Source organism: Burkholderia sp. 9779_493 (assembly GCF_015712215.1).
Lineage (GTDB): Bacteria > Pseudomonadota > Gammaproteobacteria > Burkholderiales > Burkholderiaceae > Burkholderia > Burkholderia cenocepacia.
Map to the genome: position 1 here is coordinate 186971 of NZ_JACCQA010000004.1, position 19331 is coordinate 206301.

The following is a 19331-nucleotide window of genomic DNA, read 5'->3' on the forward strand; positions in this document are numbered from 1 at the left end:
GCAGGGCTCCTTCTGGGTCAGGCCGCAGCCTTGACCGGGCCCGACGCGGCATCCTTGCCGGCTGCGAGCCCGAAATCTTCGGGGAAATGGTCGAGCGCGGACAGCACCGGGTACGGCGTCATGCCGCCCATCGCGCACAGCGAACCGGCGAGCATCGTGTCGCACAGGTCGCGCAACAGCGTGACCTGCCGCTCCGACGTGTCGCCGTCGCGAATCCGCGCGATCGTCTCGACCCCGCGCGTCGAACCGATCCGGCACGGCGTGCACTTGCCGCACGATTCGATCGCGCAGAACTTCATCGCGTATTCGGCCAGCTCGGCGAGATTCGACGTGTCGTCGTGCAGCACGATGCCGCCGTGGCCGACGACCGCGCCGATCGCCGTGTACGCCTCGTAGTCGAGCGGCACGTCCCACCGATGGTCGGGCAGGTAGGTGCCGAGCGGGCCGCCGACCTGCGCGGCGCGGGCCGGCCGGCCGCTGGCCGTGCCGCCGCCGAAGTCGAACAGCAGCTCGCGCAGCGTGACGCCGAACGCAAGCTCGACGAGGCCGCCGTGACGGATGTTGCCTGCCAGCTGGAACGGCAGCGTGCCGCGCGAGCGGCCCATCCCGTAATCGCGATAGAACGCGGCGCCGCGCGCGAAGATCACCGGCGCCGTCGCGAGCGTGATCACGTTGTTGATGACGGTCGGCTGGCCGAACAGGCCCGCGAGCGCGGGCAGCGGCGGCTTCGCGCGCACGACGCCGCGCTTGCCCTCCAGCGATTCGAGCAGCGCCGTTTCCTCGCCGCACACGTACGAACCCGCGCCTTTCGCGACCTGCAGCTCGAACGCATGCGCGGAGCCGAGCACGTGCTCGCCGAGCCAGCCGGCTTCACGCGCGCGGACGATCGCGGCTTCGAGCGTGGCGATCGCGTGCGGGTATTCGCTGCGCACGTAGATGTAGCCGACCGTCGCGCCGGTGGCGACGCCCGCGATGATCATTCCTTCGATCAGGCAGTACGGATCGCACTCCATCAGCAGGCGGTCGGAGAACGTGCCCGAATCGCCTTCGTCCGCGTTGCAGACGATGTATTTCTGCGTGGCGCGTGCTTGCCGCACGGTACGCCACTTGATGCCGGCCGGGAATGCCGCGCCGCCGCGGCCGCGCAGCCCCGATTCGATCAGCGTTTCGCAGGCGGCATCGCCGTCGAGCGCCAGTGCGTTCTTCAGGCCGGCGAGGCCGCCGTGTTGCAGATAGTCGTCGATCGACAGCGGATCGGTCAGGCCGATGCGCGCGAACGTGAGTCGCTGCTGACGGGCGAGGTAGGGCAGTGCGTCGACGAGGCCGACACTGCTCGGATGCGTGCCGCCGTCGAGCCAGTTGGCGTCGAACAGGGCGGGCACGTCGGCGGCCGACAGGTTCGCATAGCCGACGCGGCCCGCGGCCGTCCCGACCTCGACGAGCGGCTCGAGCCACAGCAGCCCGCGCGAACCGTTGCGAACCAGTTCGATCGCGACGCCGCGCCGTTCGGCTTCGGCCACGATCGCGGCGGCGAGCGCGTCGGCGCCGAGCGCCAGCGCGGACGAATCGCGCGGAACGTAGATGCGGGTCGTCATGCCAGCTCCTGCGTGTGGGCGACCGCGTCGGCCAGCAGCGCGTCGAACTTCTCCGGCGTGACCTTCGCGTGGAGCACGCCGTTGACCGTCATCGACGGCGATTGCGCACATAGCCCGAGGCAGTAGACCGATTGGAGCGCGACGTCGTCCGGCGCGTGGGGCGCGGCGGCATCGCCGTGCGCGGCGTCGAACCGGCAGCCCGTGCGGGCTTCCGCATGAGCGGCGAGCGTTTCGCAGCCCATGCTGCGGCACGCTTCGGCACGGCACATCTGGATCGTCACGCGCGCGGGCGGCGCGGTGCGGAAATGGTGGTAGTAGGTCAGCACGCCGTGCACTTCCGCGCGCGACAGGTTCAGCGCTTTGGCGAGCGGCGCGACGCAGCCCGGCGGCACGTAGCCCGCGTCGTCCTGGATCGCGTGCAGGATCGCGACGAGCGACCGGCCGGCGTGCGCATGGCGCCCGACGAGCGCGTCGGGCGCAGGGGAATTCGGGGACATCGGTTATGCTCCTCCAAAGTCTCATATGCGCTCGAAATTCATATAGTGCGCATCGGGACTTCGTTCTGATTGATTTCGACCAACGATAAGCGGAAGATTTCGCGGTCGCAATAGGAAATCGGAGTGCATAATTGATTCGAATCGAATGCGACGCGTATCTGACCGTACGCGACACCGAAGGCCGTTCGGCCAGTCTGTCCGACGTCGCGCCGCTGCTGGAGCTCGTGGCCGATACGGGCAGCATTGCGCAGGCCGCGCAAGCGAAGGGACTGTCGTACCGGCACGCGTGGGGCATGCTGCGCGCGCTGGAGTCGTGCATCGGCGGGGAATTGATCGAAACCGCACGCGGCAAGGGTTCGACGCTGTCGGCGCTCGGGCAGGCGGTCGTCGATGCGCAGCGTCTGGCGCGCAGCCGCCTCGACGGGAACCTGCGTACGCTGGCGGCGGAGGTGGCTAGCGAGCTCAACCGGCGGCTCGCGCAGCGCGATGGCGCCGTGCGCATTCATGCGTCGCACGGTTACGCGGTCGCGGCGCTCGTCTCCGCGCTCGTCGATGCGCAGGCGGCCGTCGACATCAAGTATCGCGAGAGCGTCGAGGCCGTGCAGGCGCTCGTCCGCGGCGAATGCGATCTCGCCGGCTTTCATTTGCCGCGCGGCGCGTTTCGCGCGCAGTGCGCGCAAATCTACCGGCCCTGGCTCGACGACACGCGCCACGTGCTGATTCATCTGACGCGCCGCCAGCAGGGGCTGTTCGTCCCGCGCGGCAATCCGAAGCAGGTCCGCGGGCTGGCGGATCTGGCACGCAACGACATCCGCTTCGTCAATCGCCAGCCAGGGTCGGGCACGCGCATGCTGCTGGATCTCGCGTTGCGCGCGATCGGCATCGATCCGGAGCGCATCGACGGCTATGCGTCGGCCGAACTCACGCATTCGGCGATCGCGGCGTTCGTCGCGAGCGGCATGGCCGATCTCGGTTTCGGTGTCGAGCCGGCCGCCCGTCATTTCGGGCTCGACTTCATTCCGGTCGTCGACGAGGACTATTACTTCGCCTGCGAGCGCGCCCGGCTCGATGTGCGGCCGCTCGCCGACGTGCTGGCGCTGCTGCGCGACGCACGGTTCGTCGAACGGGTCGCGCATCTCGACGGCTACGATCCGGCCGCGTGCGGCGCGCTGGAGTGCATCGCGACCGGGCTGGCCGGCAGCGACGGCGCGAGCGCGTCTGACGGCAATTCCCGGTAACGAAGACGCGATCGAACCGCGCTGCAGCAGTGGGGGATTTGCGCTACGCTTGCCGCTTGATCAACGTTCCAACAAGCACGCCGTTCAGGCGTCATCCGCCATGAAATTTTCCGTTCCCCTTGCCGCGGCAGCGTTGACCGCGGGGCTGCTGGTCGTCGCTTCGCCGTTTGCGTTCGCGCAGAATTCCCCGGGTGTGCCCGGCGGGATCCTGAGCGAACAGTTTCGCCTGAACGAACATCCGCAGATGCCGTTCGCGGCGTCGGCGCCGTCGCAGAAATACCAGGGCAGCAAGAAGTCGGCATTGCGCCGTAAGGGGGACCTGGGCGATCCGAACGGCTGCAACCTGAAGTGCCCGATGGATAGCCGGTAACGCGCAGGCTGTGTGCTTGCGCCCGGGTGAGGCGCCTGTCCTCTGGACAGCAGCCGGATCAACTGACAACCGATTGCGCCCGATCCGCTTTGTTCGAGCCCCGCGAAGCCTGCCGCTTCGCGGGGCTTGTGCTTTGGGGCAGGCATTTCCTGCAATGCGGGGACGACCCCGCGACCGTTCGCCTGCGCGTCATATCGACGGTGATTCAGGGTTAACCCGTAAATCAGGAAGGATGTCTTCCTGAAACCTGCCTTATTCTTAAGCATCCACCTACATAAACTTCGGTTTGTCGGCGCTGATCAACGTGTTCACCGCCGAATCAGACAAACCTGGAGGTAGGTCATCATGAAGTCGCTCGTTCAAGCTGTTGTCGTTGCTGCCGCTCTCGTTGCCCCGGTCGTGTCGTTCGCCCAGTCGGGTTCGACGATCACCCGTGCGCAGGTCCGTGCCGAACTGGTTCAGCTCCAGCAGGCCGGTTACAACTCCGCCCGTGGCGAAGATCCGCATTATCCGGAAGCGATCCAGGCCGCAACGGCGCGTATCGCGGAGCAGCAGCGCAGTGCACTGGCGCAAGCGCAAGGCGCCGACGTCAGCGGCTACGGTGCGCAGGCACAGGGCGCATCGGCATCGGGTTCGCGTGCGATGGGCGTGCGCCCGGCCAGCGCGGAAGAAATGAAGTCGCTGTATCGCGGCAGCTAAGTCGTACATCGCCCGGTGCGGGCAGGCGCGACGCCTGACCGCCGGGCCGGCCGCTGCCCCGCGCAAGCGATGATGGCGCGGGCGCGGCAGAACATCCGTCACCTCCTGTCGCCGGAACGCCGGCGGCATTCCGCCCGGCCCGCCCGTGGCTGGGCGCTTTTTCGGAAGGGTCGGACGTGCGTTTCGTCGGCAACAAAAAACCCCGCAGACTTGCGTCTTGCGGGGTTCGTGCGACGAGCGCGGAATTTGGTGGAGGCGGCGGGAATCGAACCCGCGTCCAGAAGCGCTCCACGACTAGTTCTACATGTTTAGTCCAGTCTTTTGATTTAACCGCAGCGACGCGGACGAACACGCTGCACTACGGCGATTCGCTAGATTTTCGACCCTGGCGTCGCGACGCCGACAGGGCTTAACTGACGTAAATGACCTCTGTCGGTATTGCTACCGGTCTTGCGACACTAGCCCGTCAGTGAACTAGGCAGAGGACGGCGGCCCTTAGGCTGCCAGTGCGAACGTATCGTCGTTTGCAGTTACGATTTTCCCATTGATTAACGAGGTGACGGGTCCTCGACATGCCCTAGCCGCTTCACAACCCCTGTCGAAACCAGGTCGCCCCCGCGGATAAGATCAAACATTATAGCCCAACATCGCGCAGCAGGTCCCGCAGTTCCTGCGTCGTGTCGACGAGGTGCTGGGCCTGCCAGTCGGCCGGCGCGATACCGTCGCCGCAATAGCCGTATGCGGCCGCGACCGTGGCCATGCCGGCGGCGCTGCCGGCCTGAATGTCGCGCAGGTCGTCGCCGACGTAGACGATGCGCGCGGGCGCGAGCGTCAGCTGGCCGGCTGCATGCAGCAGCGGGGCCGGATGCGGCTTCGAGTGCGGCGTTGTGTCGCCCCCGACGACGCATGCGGCGCGCGACGCGAGGCCGAGCAGCTCGACGAGCGGTGCCGTGAGCCGCATCGCCTTGTTCGTGACGATGCCCCAGCGCACGCCGCGCGCATCAAGTTCGTCGAGCACGTCGCGGATGCCCGGGAACAGCGTGGTATGCACGCACAGATCGGTCGCATAGTTGGCGAGGAACTCGTCGCGCATCGCGTCGTAGCCCGGCGTGTGCGGGTCGATGCCGAACGCGCCGCCGAGCAGCCCGCGCGCGCCGGCCGAGGCCAGCGGCCGCAACACGTCGAGCGACGTTTCGGGCAGGCCGCGTTCGCGCTGCATCTTGTTGACAGCTGCCGCGAGATCGGGCGCCGTGTCGGCGAGCGTGCCGTCCAGGTCGAACAGGACCGCATCGCAGTGCAGCAGGCGCGGTTCGTCGGCGATCCGCGCGGTCGAAAGGGGAGTCGTCATGCCGGTCGGGGAGTCACGCGCCGCGGCGGCACGCGACGAGGTAGTTGATGTCGGTGTCGTTCGACAGCGCGAAGCGCTTGCCGATCGGGTGATACGTGATGCCCTTGATCTCGACGATGTGCAGATCCGTCGCACGCACGAAGCCGGCCAGCTCCGACGGGCGGATGAAGCGCGCGTAATCGTGCGTACCCTTCGGCAGCATTTGCGCGATGTACTCCGCGCCGATCACGGCGAACAGGTAGGACTTCAGGTTGCGGTTCAGCGTCGAGAAGAACACCCAGCCGCCCGGCTTCACGAGCGTCGCGCACGCGGCCACGACATCGCCCGGCGACGGCACGTGCTCGAGCATTTCCATGCAGGTGACGACGTCGTAGGTACCCGGTTCGCGCGCGGCGATCGCTTCGGCGGCGATCGCCTCGTAATCGACCGAAATGCCGCTTTCGAGGCTGTGCAGGTCGGCCACGCCGAGCGCTTCGGTCGACAGGTCGATGCCTTTCACCTGGGCGCCGAGCCCGGCCATCGATTCGGACAGGATGCCGCCGCCGCAGCCGATGTCGAGTGCGCGCTTGCCGGCCAGATGCGCATGCGCGTCGATCCAGCCGAGCCGGACCGGGTTCAGGTCGTGCAGCGGTTTGAATTCGGCATTCGGATCCCACCAACGGTGGGCGAGGTCGCTGAATTTCTGGAGTTCGTGCGGATCGGCGTTGGTCATGTCGGCAAACGGGCTACGAGAGGAGGGCGGTGCTTCGGTGCGTCAGCCCCGAGTATATAAGCGGGCGGACCACGAGGCCAGCGAGCGCCTGGACGGGCGTCAATGAAAAAGCCCCGCCGGAGCGGGGCTTTGAAGCAGTCGAAAACCGCGGCTTAGTTTGCCGGAACGGTCGTCTTCTGCACTTGCTGCGTACCAACCACTTCGACTTCCACGCGGCGGTCCGGTGCGAGGCAGGCGATGAGTTGCTTGCGGTTCTTCTGGTTGCAGCCGGTCGTAACCGGGTTGCGCTTGCCCTTGCCTTCCGTGTAGATCTTGTTGGCCGGCACACCCTTGCTGACCAGGTACGACTTCACGGCTTGCGCACGGCGCAGCGACAGACGGTCGTTGTACTTGTCCGAACCGATGCGGTCCGTGTAGCCCGTTGCGACGACCACTTCCGTGTTCATGCCTTCGATCTTCGAAGCCAGTTCGTCCAGCTTTTGCTTGCCCAGCGGCTTGAGCGTTGCCTTGTCGAAGTCGAACAGTGCGTCAGCTTGATACGTGATCTTCTGGCTCGTGATGGCCGGAGCGACCGGAGCGACCGGCGGCTGCGGTGCCTGGGCGACCAGTGCGCCATCGCACTTCGCGTTGGCGGTGGCCGGCGTCCAGAACGCATCGCGCCAGCAGAGCTCGTTCGTGCCGTTCATCCACACCCATTCGCCCGTGCCGTTCACCCAGTTGTCATTGACGGCTTGACGCGACGCCGGCACCGACTGTGCCGAAGCGGATGCAGCCATAACTGCGGTAGCTGCAATGAACGCGAGCTTTGAAAGTTTATTCATATTTCTCCTCTCGAAATTGAGATTACCGCAGGTTTACTGCGAGCCTGTTGACGGTGACAAGTCATACATTGCTCGAAGTATAACATTGGTGCGGCACAAAAAACGCGGCACCGCTCTGTGTAGACTTCGAGCAGCGTCTAACTTTCAGTGCGTTGGCATTTTGCCATATCGTTCCCTTCCTACGAAAAAAAATCCTCCCCACCCCAAGATCGCTTCAACTTTGTGGTGCATGCGCAACACCGGCCTGCCGTAACTTTTAGAGATTGTCAAGAGCGGGGCGGCGAAATTGCGCGAATGCGTGCAGTTGTTTACTCGTGTGCGTGAAACGCGGTGATGCGATCGCCTGCGACGTCGAGTCGCACGCGCGTGGGTGCGATGCGATTGCGGCCGATTCGTCGCGGCCGCGATTTTTGCTATTTATATATAGAGGGGAAGGCGAATTGGCGGCTGATGGGCGCATGTTAGAATCTCGCGTTGCGTTGCGCATGCAGCGCCCACGCGAAAGGCGTTCGCCGTCTTCGCTCCGAAACGATACGGATACATGGATCAATTCGCCAAAGAGACCCTGCCCACCTCCCTAGAGGAGGAAATGCGCCGTTCGTATCTCGATTACGCGATGAGCGTGATCGTCGGACGTGCCCTCCCGGATGTCCGCGATGGCCTCAAGCCCGTGCACCGGCGCGTGTTGTTCGCGATGCACGAACTGAACAACGACTGGAACCGTGCGTACAAGAAGTCGGCGCGTATCGTCGGTGACGTGATCGGTAAATACCACCCTCACGGCGATACCGCGGTCTACGACACGATCGTGCGGATGGCGCAGGATTTCTCGCTGCGCTACATGCTGATCGACGGGCAGGGCAACTTCGGCTCGATCGACGGCGACAATGCCGCGGCGATGCGTTACACCGAAATTCGCATGGCGAAGATCGGCCACGAGCTGCTCGCCGACATCGACAAGGAAACGGTCGATTTCGAGCCGAACTACGACGGCAACGAAATGCAGCCGTCGGTCCTGCCGTCGCGCATCCCGAACCTGCTGATCAACGGCTCGTCGGGCATCGCGGTCGGCATGGCGACCAACATCCCGCCGCACAACCTGAACGAAGTCGTCGACGCGTGCCAGCACCTGCTGGGCAACCCGGAAGCGACGATCGACGAGCTGATCGAGATCATCCCGGCGCCGGACTTCCCGACGGCCGGCATCATCTACGGCGTCGCCGGCGTGCGCGACGGCTACCGCACCGGGCGCGGCCGCGTCGTGATGCGCGCGGCCACGCACTTCGAGGAGATCGACCGCGGCCAGCGGATGGCGATCATCGTCGACGAGCTGCCGTACCAGGTGAACAAGCGCTCGCTGCTCGAGCGGATCGCCGAGCTCGTCAACGAGAAGAAGCTCGAAGGCATTTCCGACATCCGCGACGAGTCCGACAAGAGCGGCATGCGTGTCGTGATCGAGCTCAAGCGCGGCGAAGTGCCTGAAGTGGTGCTGAACAACCTGTACAAGGCGACGCAGCTGCAGGACACGTTCGGCATGAACATGGTCGCGCTGGTCGACGGCCAGCCGAAGCTGCTGAACCTGAAGGAAATCCTGCAGTGCTTCCTGTCGCACCGACGCGAAGTGCTGACGCGCCGCACGATCTACGAACTGCGCAAGGCCCGCGAACGCGGCCACGTGCTCGAAGGTCTCGCGGTCGCGCTCGCGAACATCGACGAGTTCATCGCGATCATCAAGGCCGCGCCGACGCCGCCGATCGCGAAGCAGGAACTGATGGCGAAGCCGTGGGATTCGTCGCTCGTGCGCGAGATGCTGACGCGCGCCGAGAGCGAGAACGCGGCGGCCGGCGGCCGTTCCGCGTACCGTCCGGAAGGCCTGAACCCGGCGTTCGGGATGCAGGCCGACGGGCTGTACCGCCTGTCCGACACGCAGGCGCAGGAAATCCTGCAGATGCGCCTGCAGCGCCTGACCGGCCTCGAGCAGGACAAGATCATCGGCGAGTACCGCGACGTGATGGCACAAATCGCCGACCTGCTGGACATCCTCGCGCGCCCCGAGCGGATCACGACGATGATCGGCGAGGAGCTGACCGCGGTGAAGGCCGAATTCGGCGACGCGCGCCGCTCGAGGATCGAGCTGAACGCGACCGAGCTGAACACCGAGGATCTGATCACGCCGCAGGACATGGTCGTCACGATGTCGCATGCGGGCTACGTGAAGTCGCAGCCGCTGTCCGAGTACCGCGCGCAGAAGCGCGGCGGTCGCGGCAAGCAGGCGACGCAGATGAAGGAAGACGACTGGATCGAGACGCTGTTCATCGCGAACACGCACGACTACATCCTGTGCTTCTCGAACCGCGGCCGCGTGTACTGGGTCAAGGTCTATGAGGTGCCGCAAGGCTCGCGCAACTCGCGCGGCCGTCCGATCGTCAACATGTTCCCGCTGCAGGAAGGCGAGAAGATCAACGTCGTGCTGCCGGTCAAGGAATTCTCGGCCGACAAGTTCATCTTCATGGCGACGTCGCTCGGCACCGTGAAGAAGACGCCGCTCGAAGCGTTCAGCCGCCCGATGAAGAAGGGCATCATCGCGGTCGGCCTCGACGAGGGCGACTACCTGATCGGCGCGTCGATCACCGACGGTGCGCACGACGTGATGCTGTTCTCGGACTCCGGCAAGGCCGTGCGTTTCGACGAGAACGACGTGCGCCCGATGGGGCGCGAGGCGCGCGGCGTGCGCGGCATGCAGCTCGAGGACGGGCAGCAGGTCATCGCGCTGCTGGTCGCGGGCAGCGAGGAGCAGACCGTGCTCACCGCTACCGAAAACGGCTACGGCAAACGCACGCCGATCACCGAGTACACGCGCCATGGCCGCGGCACGAAGGGTATGATCGCGATCCAGACGTCCGAGCGCAACGGCAAGGTCGTGGCTGCCACGCTCGTCGACGCCGAGGATCAGATCATGCTGATCACGACGGCCGGCGTGTTGATTCGCACCCGCGTATCCGAGATTCGCGAGATGGGGCGCGCCACGCAAGGTGTTACACTCATCAGTCTCGATGAGGGTACCAAGCTCTCTGGCCTGCAGCAGATCGCCGAGGCCGAAGAGGGAGAGGGCGAGGCCGACGAGGCGTCGGACGGCGAAGCCTGAAGAACGGATGAGACTCTGGCCGCCGCGGGCGAAAAGCGCCGCGGCCGGCGAGCAACCATTCATATTTCCAAAAGGGAGTGATGATGCAAAAGCAATTCAAGCAACTGGTCCTGCTGGCTGCACTGGTGCCGACGTTCGCGATGGCGCAGGCGCTGTCGAATTCCGCACCGGCTGCACCGGCGGCAGCTGCGCCGATCGACGCCGACAAGAAGGCGGCGATCAAGGATCTGCTCGACGCGATCGACGCGCCGAAGCTCGTGTCGGCAATCGGCAACAGCGCCGAAATGCAGGCCAAGCAACTCGTGCCGGCGATCCTGTCGGACGCGCTGTCGGAAAACAAGACGCTGAACGACAAGCAGAAGCAGGCTGCCGTTCCGACGCTGCAGAAGAACGCGGTGCCGAAGCTGGTCGACGGCGCAGGCAAGGTGTTCGGCACGCAACAGTTCCAGAGCGACGCGATGTCGGCTCAGTACGACGCGTACGCGAAGTACTACAGCACGTCGGAGATCAAGGATCTGACGACGTTCTACAAGAGCCCGACGGGCCGCAAGTTCATCCAGGTTCAGGATCAGGTCGGTCGCGACGTGGTCAACGGCCTGATGCAGAAGTACATGCCGCAAGCGATCCAGGCAACGCGTACGCAGGCTGACAAGGAAGTCGCAGCAGTCAAGCCGGGCAAGTAAGCTGTCCGGGCGCGCCCCCGGCCGTTCGGCCGGGTTTGGCGGGAGCCTGACGACAGTGCGATAATGGCCGTTTGCGCGCGAGCGCAAGCGGCCATTTCTTTTCTGGCGCGTTTTGCCGGCGGCAAGCCGGTCGCGTCCCTCCCGAGGTTTTCACGATGCGCGTCTTTAATTTCTCCGCCGGCCCTGCGGCGATGCCCGAGGAAGTGCTGCGGCAAGCCGCCGACGAAATGCTCGACTGGCATGGCAGCGGCATGAGCGTGATGGAGATGAGCCATCGCGGCAAGGAATTCATGTCGATCCACGAGGCCGCGCTGACCGACCTGCGCGACCTGCTCGGCGTGCCGGCGAGCCACCGGATCCTGTTCCTGCAGGGCGGCGGCATCGCGGAAAACGCGATCGTGCCGATGAACCTGCTCGGCGCGCGCAACACGGCCGACTTCGTCGTGACGGGTTCGTGGTCGCAGAAATCGTTCGGCGAGGCGAAGAAGTTCTGCACGCCGCATCTCGCCGCGAGCGGCAAGACGGAGAACGGCTTCACGCGTGCGCCCACGCGCGCCGAATGGCAGCTGTCGGACGATCCGGCCTACGTGCACCTGTGCACCAACGAGACGATCGACGGCGTCGAGACGTTCGAGATTCCCGATCTCGGCGACGTGCCGCTGGTCGCGGACGTCTCGTCGCACATCCTGTCGCGCCCGATGGACGTCGTGAAGTACGGCGTGCTGTTCGGCGGCGCGCAGAAGAACATCGGGATGGCCGGCGTGACGGTCGTGATCGTGCGCGAGGATCTGCTCGATCGTGCGCTGTCGATCTGCCCGTCGGCGTTCGAATGGAAGACCATCGCCGCGAACAACTCGCTGTACAACACGCCGCCCACCTACGCGATCTACATCGCGGGCCTCGTGTTCCGGTGGCTGAAGCGGCAGGGCGGCCTCGAAGCGATCGAGGCCCGCAATATCGAAAAATCGAAGCTGCTCTACGACACGATCGATGCGAGCAGTTTCTATCTGAACAAGGTCGAGCCGGCAGCACGTTCGCGGATGAACGTGCCGTTTTTCCTGGCCGACGAAACGCGCAACGAAGACTTCCTTGCCGGCGCAAAGGCGCGCGGGCTGCTGCAGCTGAAGGGCCACAAGTCCGTCGGCGGCATGCGGGCGTCGATCTACAACGCGGTGCCGCTCGAGGGTGTGAAGGCGCTCGTCGAGTACATGAAGGACTTCGAGCAGCGCGACGCCTGACGGCGGCGCTGTTCAATCAGCACGGCAAAACGCATGGACGACGAACTGAATTCCCGCCTGAAACCGCTGCGCGACCGCATCGACGCGATCGACGCGCAGCTGATCGCGCTCCTGAACCAGCGCGCCGCGGTGGCGCTCGAGGTGGGCGAGGTCAAGAAGCATTTCAACGCGCCGGTGTTCCGGCCGGAGCGCGAGCTGCAGGTGATCGCGCGGCTGCAGGACATGAGCGCCGGGCCGCTCGCGAGCGAGCACATCAGCGCGATCTGGCGCGAGATCATGGCGGCGAGCCGCGCGCTCGAGCAGACGATCCACGTCGCGTTCCTCGGGCCGGTCGGCACGTACAGCGAGCAGGCGATGCTCGAGTATTTCGGCCAGTCGATCGAAGGGCTGCCGTGCCCGTCGATCGACGAGGTGTTCCGCTCGGTCGAGGCCGGGGCATCCGCGTTCGGCATCGCGCCGGTCGAGAATTCGACCGAAGGCGCCGTATCGCGCACGCTCGACCTGCTGCTGCAGACCCAGCTGCTGATCAGCGGCGAGCTCGCGCTGCCGATCCATCACAACCTGCTCACGCAGAGCGGCACGCTCGACGGTGTGAAGCGCGTCTGCGCGCATGCGCAGGCACTCGCGCAGTGCCAGCAGTGGCTCGCGGCGAATGCGCCGCAGCTCGAGCGGCAGGCCGTCGCGAGCAATGCGGAGGCCGCGCGTCTTGCGGCGGCCGATCCGACCGTCGCCGCGATCGCGGGCGATCGTGCAGCCGCGCATTACGGCCTGCAGATCGCGTTCTCGCTGATCCAGGACGATCCGCACAATCGCACGCGCTTCGTGATCATCGGCAAGCAGCCGGCCGGCCAGAGCGGTCACGACCAGACGTCGCTGATCGTGTCGGTGAAGAACGAGCCGGGCGCCGTGTTCAAGCTGCTCGAGCCGCTCGCGCGGCACGGCGTGTCGATGACGCGCTTCGAATCGCGTCCGGCGCGCGTCGGCACGTGGGAGTACTACTTCTACATCGACATCGAAGGGCACCGCGACGATGCGGCGGTGGCGGCCGCACTGACGGAGCTCGGCCAGAAGGCTGCGTTCCTGAAGATACTCGGTTCGTATCCGCGCGCACGCTGACGCGCGGCGGCCCAGCGCCTGCTTGAGGCAGGCGTGGCGGCCGGGCGGGCGGGGCAGGCCGGTCGGCGCTGCCGAAGGCGGGTTCGGGCGGTATCCGGTGCAGGCTGCGCCGGGTGCGGGTCCGGTGCCCGGAATCTGGAATTCCGCGTGCGGGCGTCGTTTCGTGCGCGTAACTTGGCTCTTGTCGTGTCAGGCTTTGCATTCAACAAACTGGTCATCTTCGGCGTCGGCCTGATCGGCGGATCGCTGGCCCGCGCGCTGCGCGAGCGCGCGCCGGGCGGCGCGGGCGAGATCGTCGGCGTGGGCCGCTCGCGCGCATCGGTCGAGCGCGCGCTGTCGCTCGGCGTGATCGATCGCGCGGCGGCACTCGACGACGACGCGCAGTTGCGCGACGCGCTCGCCGGCGCCGATCTCGTCTTGCTGGCCGCGCCCGTCGCGCAGACGGGCCCGTTGCTCGCGCGCATCGCGCCGTGGCTCGACGGCGCGACGATCGTCACCGACGCCGGCAGCACCAAGTCCGATGTCGTCGCGGCCGCGCGGGACGCGCTCGGCGCGCGGATCGCGCAGTTCGTGCCCGGTCACCCGATCGCGGGGCGCGAATCGAGCGGGGTCGAGGCTGCGTTGCCGGACCTCTACGTCGGTCGCAACGTCGTGCTGTGCCCGCTGCCGGAGAACGCGCCCGAAGCGGTGGCCCGGATCGACGCGATGTGGCGCGCGACCGGCGCCGACGTGCGCACGATGAGCACCGAGCAGCACGATCGCGTATTCGCGTCGATCAGCCATCTGCCCCACGTGCTGTCGTTCGCGCTCGTCGAGCAGATTCTCGGCGAGGCCGACGCGGAACTGAAATTCTCGTACGCGGCCGGTGGTTTCCGCGATTTCACGCGCATCGCGGCGTCGAGCCCGGAAATGTGGCGCGACGTGTGCGTCGCGAACCGCGCGGCGCTGCTCGACGAACTCGACGGCTACACGCGCGTGCTCACGCGGTTGCGCGCGGCGATCGACGCCGGCGACGGCGCGGCGCTCGAAGCCGTCTTCACGCGCTCGCGCGCCGCACGCAAGGCATGGCAGGAACGCGGCGGCGCGCCCGCTGCCGAACCGGTCAAGAAATAACAGGACGATTCCCATGGACTACCTCGATCTCGGCCCGTACTCCAGCGCATCGGGCACCGTGCGCCTGCCCGGCTCGAAAAGCATTTCGAACCGCGTGCTGCTGCTCGCGGCGCTCGCCGAAGGCGAAACGACGATCACCAACCTGCTCGACTCCGACGACACGCGCGTGATGCTCGACGCGCTCGGCAAGCTCGGCGTGAAGCTCGCGCGCGACGGCGACACCTGTGTCGTCACCGGCACGCGCGGCGCGTTCACCGCGAAGACGGCCGACCTGTTCCTCGGCAACGCGGGCACGGCCGTGCGGCCGCTGACCGCCGCACTCGCGGTGAACGGCGGTGACTATCGCGTGCACGGCGTGCCACGCATGCACGAGCGGCCGATCGGCGATCTCGTCGACGGCCTGCGCCAGATCGGCGCGCAGATCGACTACGAGCTGAACGAAGGCTACCCGCCGCTGCGGATCAAGCCGGCGACGATTTCGGTCGATGCGCCGATCCGCGTGCGCGGCGATGTGTCGAGCCAGTTCCTTACCGCGCTCCTGATGACGTTGCCGCTCGTGAAGGCGAAGGACGGCCGGACCGTCGTCGAAGTCGATGGCGAGCTGATCTCGAAGCCGTACATCGACATCACGATCCGGCTGATGGCGCGCTTCGGCGTGACCGTCGAGCGCGACGGCTGGCAGCGCTTCGTGGTGCCGGCCGGCGTCCGCTACCGCTCGCCGGGGCGGATCATGGTCGAGGGGGACGCGTCGTCCGCATCGTACTTCCTCGCGGCCGGCGCACTCGGCGGCGGCCCGCTGCGGGTCGAGGGCGTGGGGCGCGCGAGCATCCAGGGCGACGTCGGCTTCGCGAATGCGCTGATGCAGATGGGCGCGAACGTGACGATGGGAGACGACTGGATCGACGTGCGCGGCATCGGCCACGATCACGGCAAGCTCGAGCCGATCGACATGGACTTCAACCTGATTCCCGACGCCGCGATGACCATCGCGGTCGCGGCGCTGTTCGCGAACGGCACGAGCACGCTGCGCAACATCGCGAGCTGGCGCGTGAAGGAGACGGACCGCATCGCCGCGATGGCGACCGAGCTGCGCAAGGTCGGCGCGATCGTCGAGGAAGGCCCCGACTATCTCGTCGTCACGCCGCCGGCCAAGCTCACGCCGAACGCGGCGATCGATACGTACGACGATCACCGGATGGCGATGTGCTTCTCGCTCGTCAGCCTGGGCGGCGTGCCCGTGCGGATCAACGATCCGAAGTGCGTCGGCAAGACGTTCCCCGACTATTTCGACCGCTTCGCCGCGCTCGCCAAAGCCTGACCCGACTGTTCCGATGAAATCGACCCGACCCTTTCACCCGACTCCCGTCATCACGATCGACGGCCCGACCGCTTCCGGCAAGGGCACCGTCGCGGCGCTCGTCGCCGCGCACCTTGGCTTCCACCTGCTCGACAGCGGCGCGCTGTACCGGCTCGCGGCGCTCGCGAGCGTGCGCTACGGCATCGCGGCGGAGGACATCGACGCGCTCGTGAAGCTGATCGACGATCTGCACATCACGTTCCGTGAGGGGTGCGCGCAACTCGACGGCGTCGACGTGTCGAACGACATTCGCGCCGAAGCGGTCGGCAACCGCGCGTCGGCCATTGCCGTGCACGGCCCCGTGCGCGCCGCGCTCGTCGCGCGCCAGCGCGCGTTCCGCAAGACGCCGGGCCTCGTGGCGGACGGGCGCGACATGGGCACCGTGATCTTCCCGGACGCCGTGCTGAAGGTGTTCCTGACGGCCAGCGCCGAGGCGCGCGCGACCAGGCGGCATAAGCAATTGATGCAAAAAGGTTTTTCTGCTAATATAGATGACTTGCTCCGGGATCTTCGTGAACGTGACGCGCGCGACAGCAATCGCGCGGCCGCGCCGCTGAAGCCTGCGGCAGATGCCAAGCTGCTCGATACGTCGGCACTTTCGGTCGATGAAGCCGTCGATCAGGTGCTGCAGTGGTACCGGGCGCTCGGCCAGCCCGCCTGAGTAGGCGGGCAGCGGTAGGTGCTCCGCGTCGCAAGCGCGGAGCGTGTTTCGAACCCTTAACCCCGTGTGGTCCTCGATCTGGCCCTTTCAGCCTGCCATTCCGGCCGGCGTGGCACAGCGAGCCATGCACAATCAGATTTTTATGTCCGACCTGCAAACCTCCAACCCGAATACCGAATCCTTTGCGGCTCTGTTCGAAGAGTCGCTGACCCGCCAAGACATGCGCGCCGGCGAAGTGATTTCCGCCGAAGTCGTGCGCGTCGACCACAACTTCGTGGTCGTCAATGCAGGCCTGAAGTCCGAGGCTTACATTCCGATCGAGGAATTCCTGAACGATCAGGGCGAGGTTGAGGTGCAGTCGGGCGATTTCGTGTCCGTCGCGATCGACGCACTCGAAAACGGCTACGGCGACACGATCCTGTCGCGCGACAAGGCGAAGCGCCTTGCATCGTGGCTGTCGCTGGAAAAGGCGCTCGACAACAACGAGCTCGTCACCGGCACGATCACCGGCAAGGTGAAGGGCGGCATGACCGTGATGGTCAACGGCATCCGCGCGTTCCTGCCGGGTTCGCTGGTCGACACGCGTCCGGTCAAGGACACGACCCCGTACGAAGGCAAGACGCTCGAGTTCCGCGTGATCAAGCTCGATCGCAAGCGTAACAACGTCGTGCTGTCGCGTCGTGCAGTGATCGAAGCAACCCAGGGCGAAGAGCGCGCGAAGCTGCTCGAGACGCTGAAGGAAGGCGCGATCGTCAACGGCGTGGTCAAGAACATCACCGACTACGGCGCATTCGTCGACCTCGGCGGCATCGACGGCCTGCTGCACATCACCGACATCGCATGGCGTCGTGTGCGTCACCCGAGCGAAGTCCTGTCGGTTGGCCAGGAAGTCACCGCGAAGATCCTCAAGTTCGACCAAGAGAAGAACCGCGTCTCGCTGGGCATCAAGCAACTGGGCGACGATCCGTGGGAAGGCATCTCGCGCCGTTACCCGTCGGGCACGCGCCTGTTCGGCAAGGTCACGAACATCACCGACTACGGCGCATTCGTCGAAGTGGAATCGGGCATCGAAGGCCTCGTCCACGTGTCGGAAATGGACTGGACCAACAAGAACGTTGCGCCGTCGAAGGTTGTCCAGCTGGGCGACGAAGTCGAAGTCATGGTCCTCGAGATCGACGAAGACCGTCGTCGTATCAGCCTCGGCATGAAGCAGTGCAAGCCGAATCCGTGGGATGACTTCAGCCGCAACTTCAAGAAGGGCGACAAGATCACGGGCGCAATCAAGTCGATCACCGACTTCGGCGTGTTCATCGGTCTGCCGGGCGGCATCGACGGCCTGGTCCACCTGTCGGACCTGTCGTGGAGCGAAGCCGGCGAAGAAGCCGTTCGCAAGTACAAGAAGGGCGACGAAGTCGAAGCAATCGTGCTCGGTATCGACGTCGAGAAGGAGCGCATTTCGCTCGGCATCAAGCAGCTCGAAGGCGACCCGTTCAGCAACTACGTTGCAATGAACGACAAGGGCTCGATCGTCGACGGCGTCGTGAAGACGGTCGATGCGAAGGGTGCGGTCGTCACGCTGACGGGCGACGTCGAAGGCTACCTGCGTGCGTCGGAAATCTCGCAGGATCGCGTCGAAGACGCACGCAACGTGCTGAAGGAAGGCGACAAGGTCAACGCGATGGTGATCAACATCGATCGCAAGTCGCGCGGCATCAACCTGTCGATCAAGGCGAAGGATTCGGCTGAACAACAGGAAGCGATCCGCGGCCTGCAGTCGGACTCCAGCGCTGCTGCGACCGGTACGACCAACCTCGGCGCGCTGCTGAAGGCGAAGCTCGACGGCCAGAACCAGTAAGCCTTACGAGGTCTGCTGAAGTATGACCAAATCCGAGTTGGTCGCGCAGCTGGCATCGCGATTTCCGCAACTTGTCCTCAAGGACGCGGATTTCGCGGTGAAAACGATGCTCGATGCGATGTCCGACGCCCTGGCGAAAGGGCATCGCATTGAAATTCGGGGTTTCGGCAGCTTTGGCCTCAATCGTCGCCCGGCGCGCGTCGGACGCAACCCGAAGTCGGGGGAGAAAGTGCAGGTGCCCGAGAAGTTCGTGCCGCACTTCAAGCCTGGCAAGGAATTGCGTGAACGCGTCGACGGCCGCGCCGGTGAACCGCTGAAGGCTGACGATCCGGACGACGAGCGTTGAGCGTCGTTCGGTTTGCCCGGAACCTGTCCGGCGAAGGCTGAAAAGAAAAGCGCCCCTTGCGGGCGCTTTTTTCATTTCCGGCAACCTGACGCGCAACGCGGCGCACAGGATCTGCGCAGCCGCGGAAACGCTTCCTTTACAATACGGGTCGATTCGGTGCGACGAAGGGGAGTCGCGCGCCGCGGCAAACCTCAACAAAGAGAGGGCTTCATGAAGTTTATCGTCTGGCTGATCCGGGTATTGGTGTTCGTCCTGCTGCTGGTGCTTGCGCTGGCCAATACACAAACCGCGACGCTGAATTTCGTTGCCGGCTACGCATGGCAAGCGCCGTTGATCCTGATCGGCCTGGCATTCTTCGCCGTGGGGCTGCTGGCCGGCCTGCTGTCCGCGCTGCCTTCGATCTTCCGGCTGCGCATCGAGAACGGGCGTTTGAAGCGCGATCTGCGTGCGGCGCGCGAAACGCCTGCCGTCATCGACCAGCCGCCGATGCCGCCCGTCATTTAACACGGACGCCGCGCGATCATCGCGCGGTTTTCG

General features: G+C 65.6%; 18 protein-coding genes and 1 other RNA gene. 13 read left to right on the forward strand and 6 right to left on the reverse strand.

The genetic code is table 11. The features are described from left to right. Window positions 1–17 precede the first annotated feature (17 nt). Together H0X95_RS05520 and H0X95_RS05525 are read right to left on the reverse strand one after the other, a co-directional pair. Window positions 18–1595 (reverse strand): formate dehydrogenase beta subunit, encoded by a 1578-nt coding sequence (locus tag H0X95_RS05520; protein ID WP_196445935.1) that lies wholly within the window; start codon window positions 1593–1595, stop codon window positions 18–20. Further along, window positions 1592–2092 carry an NAD(P)H-dependent oxidoreductase subunit E gene (locus tag H0X95_RS05525; RefSeq protein WP_196445936.1) on the reverse strand — a complete coding sequence of 167 codons (501 nt, stop codon included), beginning with the start codon at window positions 2090–2092 and terminating at the stop codon, window positions 1592–1594. The genes H0X95_RS05520 and H0X95_RS05525 overlap by 4 nt, the downstream gene beginning before the upstream one ends. A gap of 131 nt (window positions 2093–2223) precedes the next feature. Between H0X95_RS05525 and H0X95_RS05530 the strand changes: the two genes are divergently transcribed. The 3 genes from H0X95_RS05530 (at window position 2224) to H0X95_RS05540 (ending at window position 4399) form a co-directional block, all read left to right on the forward strand. After that, window positions 2224–3330 (forward strand): substrate-binding domain-containing protein, encoded by a 1107-nt coding sequence (locus tag H0X95_RS05530; protein ID WP_109341657.1) that lies wholly within the window; start codon window positions 2224–2226, stop codon window positions 3328–3330. Window positions 3331–3430: 100 nt separating this feature from the next. Further along, a complete protein-coding gene (locus H0X95_RS05535; protein ID WP_006486884.1) occupies window positions 3431–3700 on the forward strand; it encodes a hypothetical protein in 270 nt (89 codons plus the stop codon). Window positions 3701–4045: 345 nt separating this feature from the next. Then, entirely contained in the window at window positions 4046–4399 is a 354-nt protein-coding gene (locus H0X95_RS05540; RefSeq protein ID WP_006486887.1) for a DUF4148 domain-containing protein, read from the forward strand. 247 nt (window positions 4400–4646) lie between these two features. Here the strand turns inward: H0X95_RS05540 and ssrA are convergent. From ssrA to ompA, 4 genes are all read right to left on the reverse strand, one after another. Then, window positions 4647–5016: a transfer-messenger RNA gene (ssrA, locus tag H0X95_RS05545) on the reverse strand. A gap of 17 nt (window positions 5017–5033) precedes the next feature. After that, window positions 5034–5747: a phosphoglycolate phosphatase gene (gene gph / locus H0X95_RS05550; RefSeq protein ID WP_060213651.1), complete on the reverse strand. Its 714-nt coding sequence runs from the start codon at window positions 5745–5747 to the stop codon at window positions 5034–5036. A 13-nt stretch (window positions 5748–5760) separates the two neighbouring features. Then, window positions 5761–6459: a bifunctional 2-polyprenyl-6-hydroxyphenol methylase/3-demethylubiquinol 3-O-methyltransferase UbiG gene (gene ubiG, locus H0X95_RS05555; RefSeq protein ID WP_006486844.1), complete on the reverse strand. Its 699-nt coding sequence runs from the start codon at window positions 6457–6459 to the stop codon at window positions 5761–5763. Between the two features lie 152 nt (window positions 6460–6611). Then, complete coding sequence (ompA, locus tag H0X95_RS05560) at window positions 6612–7280, reverse strand: outer membrane protein OmpA (RefSeq protein WP_006476579.1); 669 nt, start codon at window positions 7278–7280, stop codon at window positions 6612–6614. A gap of 541 nt (window positions 7281–7821) precedes the next feature. Between ompA and gyrA the strand changes: the two genes are divergently transcribed. From gyrA to H0X95_RS05610, 10 genes are all read left to right on the forward strand, one after another. Further along, complete coding sequence (gyrA, locus tag H0X95_RS05565; protein WP_012492866.1) at window positions 7822–10425, forward strand: DNA gyrase subunit A; 2604 nt, start codon at window positions 7822–7824, stop codon at window positions 10423–10425. Between the two features lie 83 nt (window positions 10426–10508). Further along, entirely contained in the window at window positions 10509–11108 is a 600-nt protein-coding gene (locus H0X95_RS05570; protein ID WP_006486966.1) for a DUF2059 domain-containing protein, read from the forward strand. Window positions 11109–11263: 155 nt separating this feature from the next. Then, window positions 11264–12346 carry a 3-phosphoserine/phosphohydroxythreonine transaminase gene (gene serC / locus H0X95_RS05575; RefSeq protein ID WP_196445937.1) on the forward strand — a complete coding sequence of 361 codons (1083 nt, stop codon included), beginning with the start codon at window positions 11264–11266 and terminating at the stop codon, window positions 12344–12346. Between the two features lie 33 nt (window positions 12347–12379). Then, complete coding sequence (gene pheA / locus H0X95_RS05580) at window positions 12380–13462, forward strand: prephenate dehydratase (RefSeq protein WP_034200855.1); 1083 nt, start codon at window positions 12380–12382, stop codon at window positions 13460–13462. Between the two features lie 186 nt (window positions 13463–13648). Beyond that, the gene (locus tag H0X95_RS05585; RefSeq protein WP_006496542.1) at window positions 13649–14575 is read left to right on the forward strand and encodes a prephenate dehydrogenase; all 927 of its coding nucleotides are present in this window, start codon (window positions 13649–13651) and stop codon (window positions 14573–14575) included. 13 nt (window positions 14576–14588) lie between these two features. Continuing rightward, window positions 14589–15893: a 3-phosphoshikimate 1-carboxyvinyltransferase gene (aroA, locus tag H0X95_RS05590; protein WP_006486921.1), complete on the forward strand. Its 1305-nt coding sequence runs from the start codon at window positions 14589–14591 to the stop codon at window positions 15891–15893. Between the two features lie 13 nt (window positions 15894–15906). After that, window positions 15907–16593: a (d)CMP kinase gene (gene cmk / locus H0X95_RS05595; protein WP_006486962.1), complete on the forward strand. Its 687-nt coding sequence runs from the start codon at window positions 15907–15909 to the stop codon at window positions 16591–16593. Between the two features lie 142 nt (window positions 16594–16735). Then, complete coding sequence (gene rpsA / locus H0X95_RS05600; RefSeq protein ID WP_012492864.1) at window positions 16736–18448, forward strand: 30S ribosomal protein S1; 1713 nt, start codon at window positions 16736–16738, stop codon at window positions 18446–18448. A gap of 22 nt (window positions 18449–18470) precedes the next feature. Then, entirely contained in the window at window positions 18471–18794 is a 324-nt protein-coding gene (locus tag H0X95_RS05605; protein WP_006486894.1) for an integration host factor subunit beta, read from the forward strand. Window positions 18795–19004: 210 nt separating this feature from the next. After that, the gene (locus tag H0X95_RS05610) at window positions 19005–19298 is read left to right on the forward strand and encodes a lipopolysaccharide assembly protein LapA domain-containing protein (RefSeq protein ID WP_006486935.1); all 294 of its coding nucleotides are present in this window, start codon (window positions 19005–19007) and stop codon (window positions 19296–19298) included. Window positions 19299–19331: the final 33 nt, after the last annotated feature.

Coding starts and splice junctions, on each gene's coding strand:
- ubiG (WP_006486844.1), bottom strand. CDS start 6,459: ATGACCAACGCCGATCCGCACGAACTCCAGAAATTCAGCGACCTCGCC.
- gyrA (WP_012492866.1), top strand. CDS start 7,822: ATGGATCAATTCGCCAAAGAGACCCTGCCCACCTCCCTAGAGGAGGAA.
- aroA (WP_006486921.1), top strand. CDS start 14,589: ATGGACTACCTCGATCTCGGCCCGTACTCCAGCGCATCGGGCACCGTG.
- H0X95_RS05535 (WP_006486884.1), top strand. CDS start 3,431: ATGAAATTTTCCGTTCCCCTTGCCGCGGCAGCGTTGACCGCGGGGCTG.
- gph (WP_060213651.1), bottom strand. CDS start 5,747: ATGACGACTCCCCTTTCGACCGCGCGGATCGCCGACGAACCGCGCCTG.
- H0X95_RS05570 (WP_006486966.1), top strand. CDS start 10,509: ATGCAAAAGCAATTCAAGCAACTGGTCCTGCTGGCTGCACTGGTGCCG.
- ompA (WP_006476579.1), bottom strand. CDS start 7,280: ATGAATAAACTTTCAAAGCTCGCGTTCATTGCAGCTACCGCAGTTATG.
- rpsA (WP_012492864.1), top strand. CDS start 16,736: ATGTCCGACCTGCAAACCTCCAACCCGAATACCGAATCCTTTGCGGCT.
- H0X95_RS05610 (WP_006486935.1), top strand. CDS start 19,005: ATGAAGTTTATCGTCTGGCTGATCCGGGTATTGGTGTTCGTCCTGCTG.
- H0X95_RS05520 (WP_196445935.1), bottom strand. CDS start 1,595: ATGACGACCCGCATCTACGTTCCGCGCGATTCGTCCGCGCTGGCGCTC.
- H0X95_RS05525 (WP_196445936.1), bottom strand. CDS start 2,092: ATGTCCCCGAATTCCCCTGCGCCCGACGCGCTCGTCGGGCGCCATGCG.
- pheA (WP_034200855.1), top strand. CDS start 12,380: ATGGACGACGAACTGAATTCCCGCCTGAAACCGCTGCGCGACCGCATC.
- cmk (WP_006486962.1), top strand. CDS start 15,907: ATGAAATCGACCCGACCCTTTCACCCGACTCCCGTCATCACGATCGAC.
- serC (WP_196445937.1), top strand. CDS start 11,264: ATGCGCGTCTTTAATTTCTCCGCCGGCCCTGCGGCGATGCCCGAGGAA.
- H0X95_RS05605 (WP_006486894.1), top strand. CDS start 18,471: ATGACCAAATCCGAGTTGGTCGCGCAGCTGGCATCGCGATTTCCGCAA.
- H0X95_RS05540 (WP_006486887.1), top strand. CDS start 4,046: ATGAAGTCGCTCGTTCAAGCTGTTGTCGTTGCTGCCGCTCTCGTTGCC.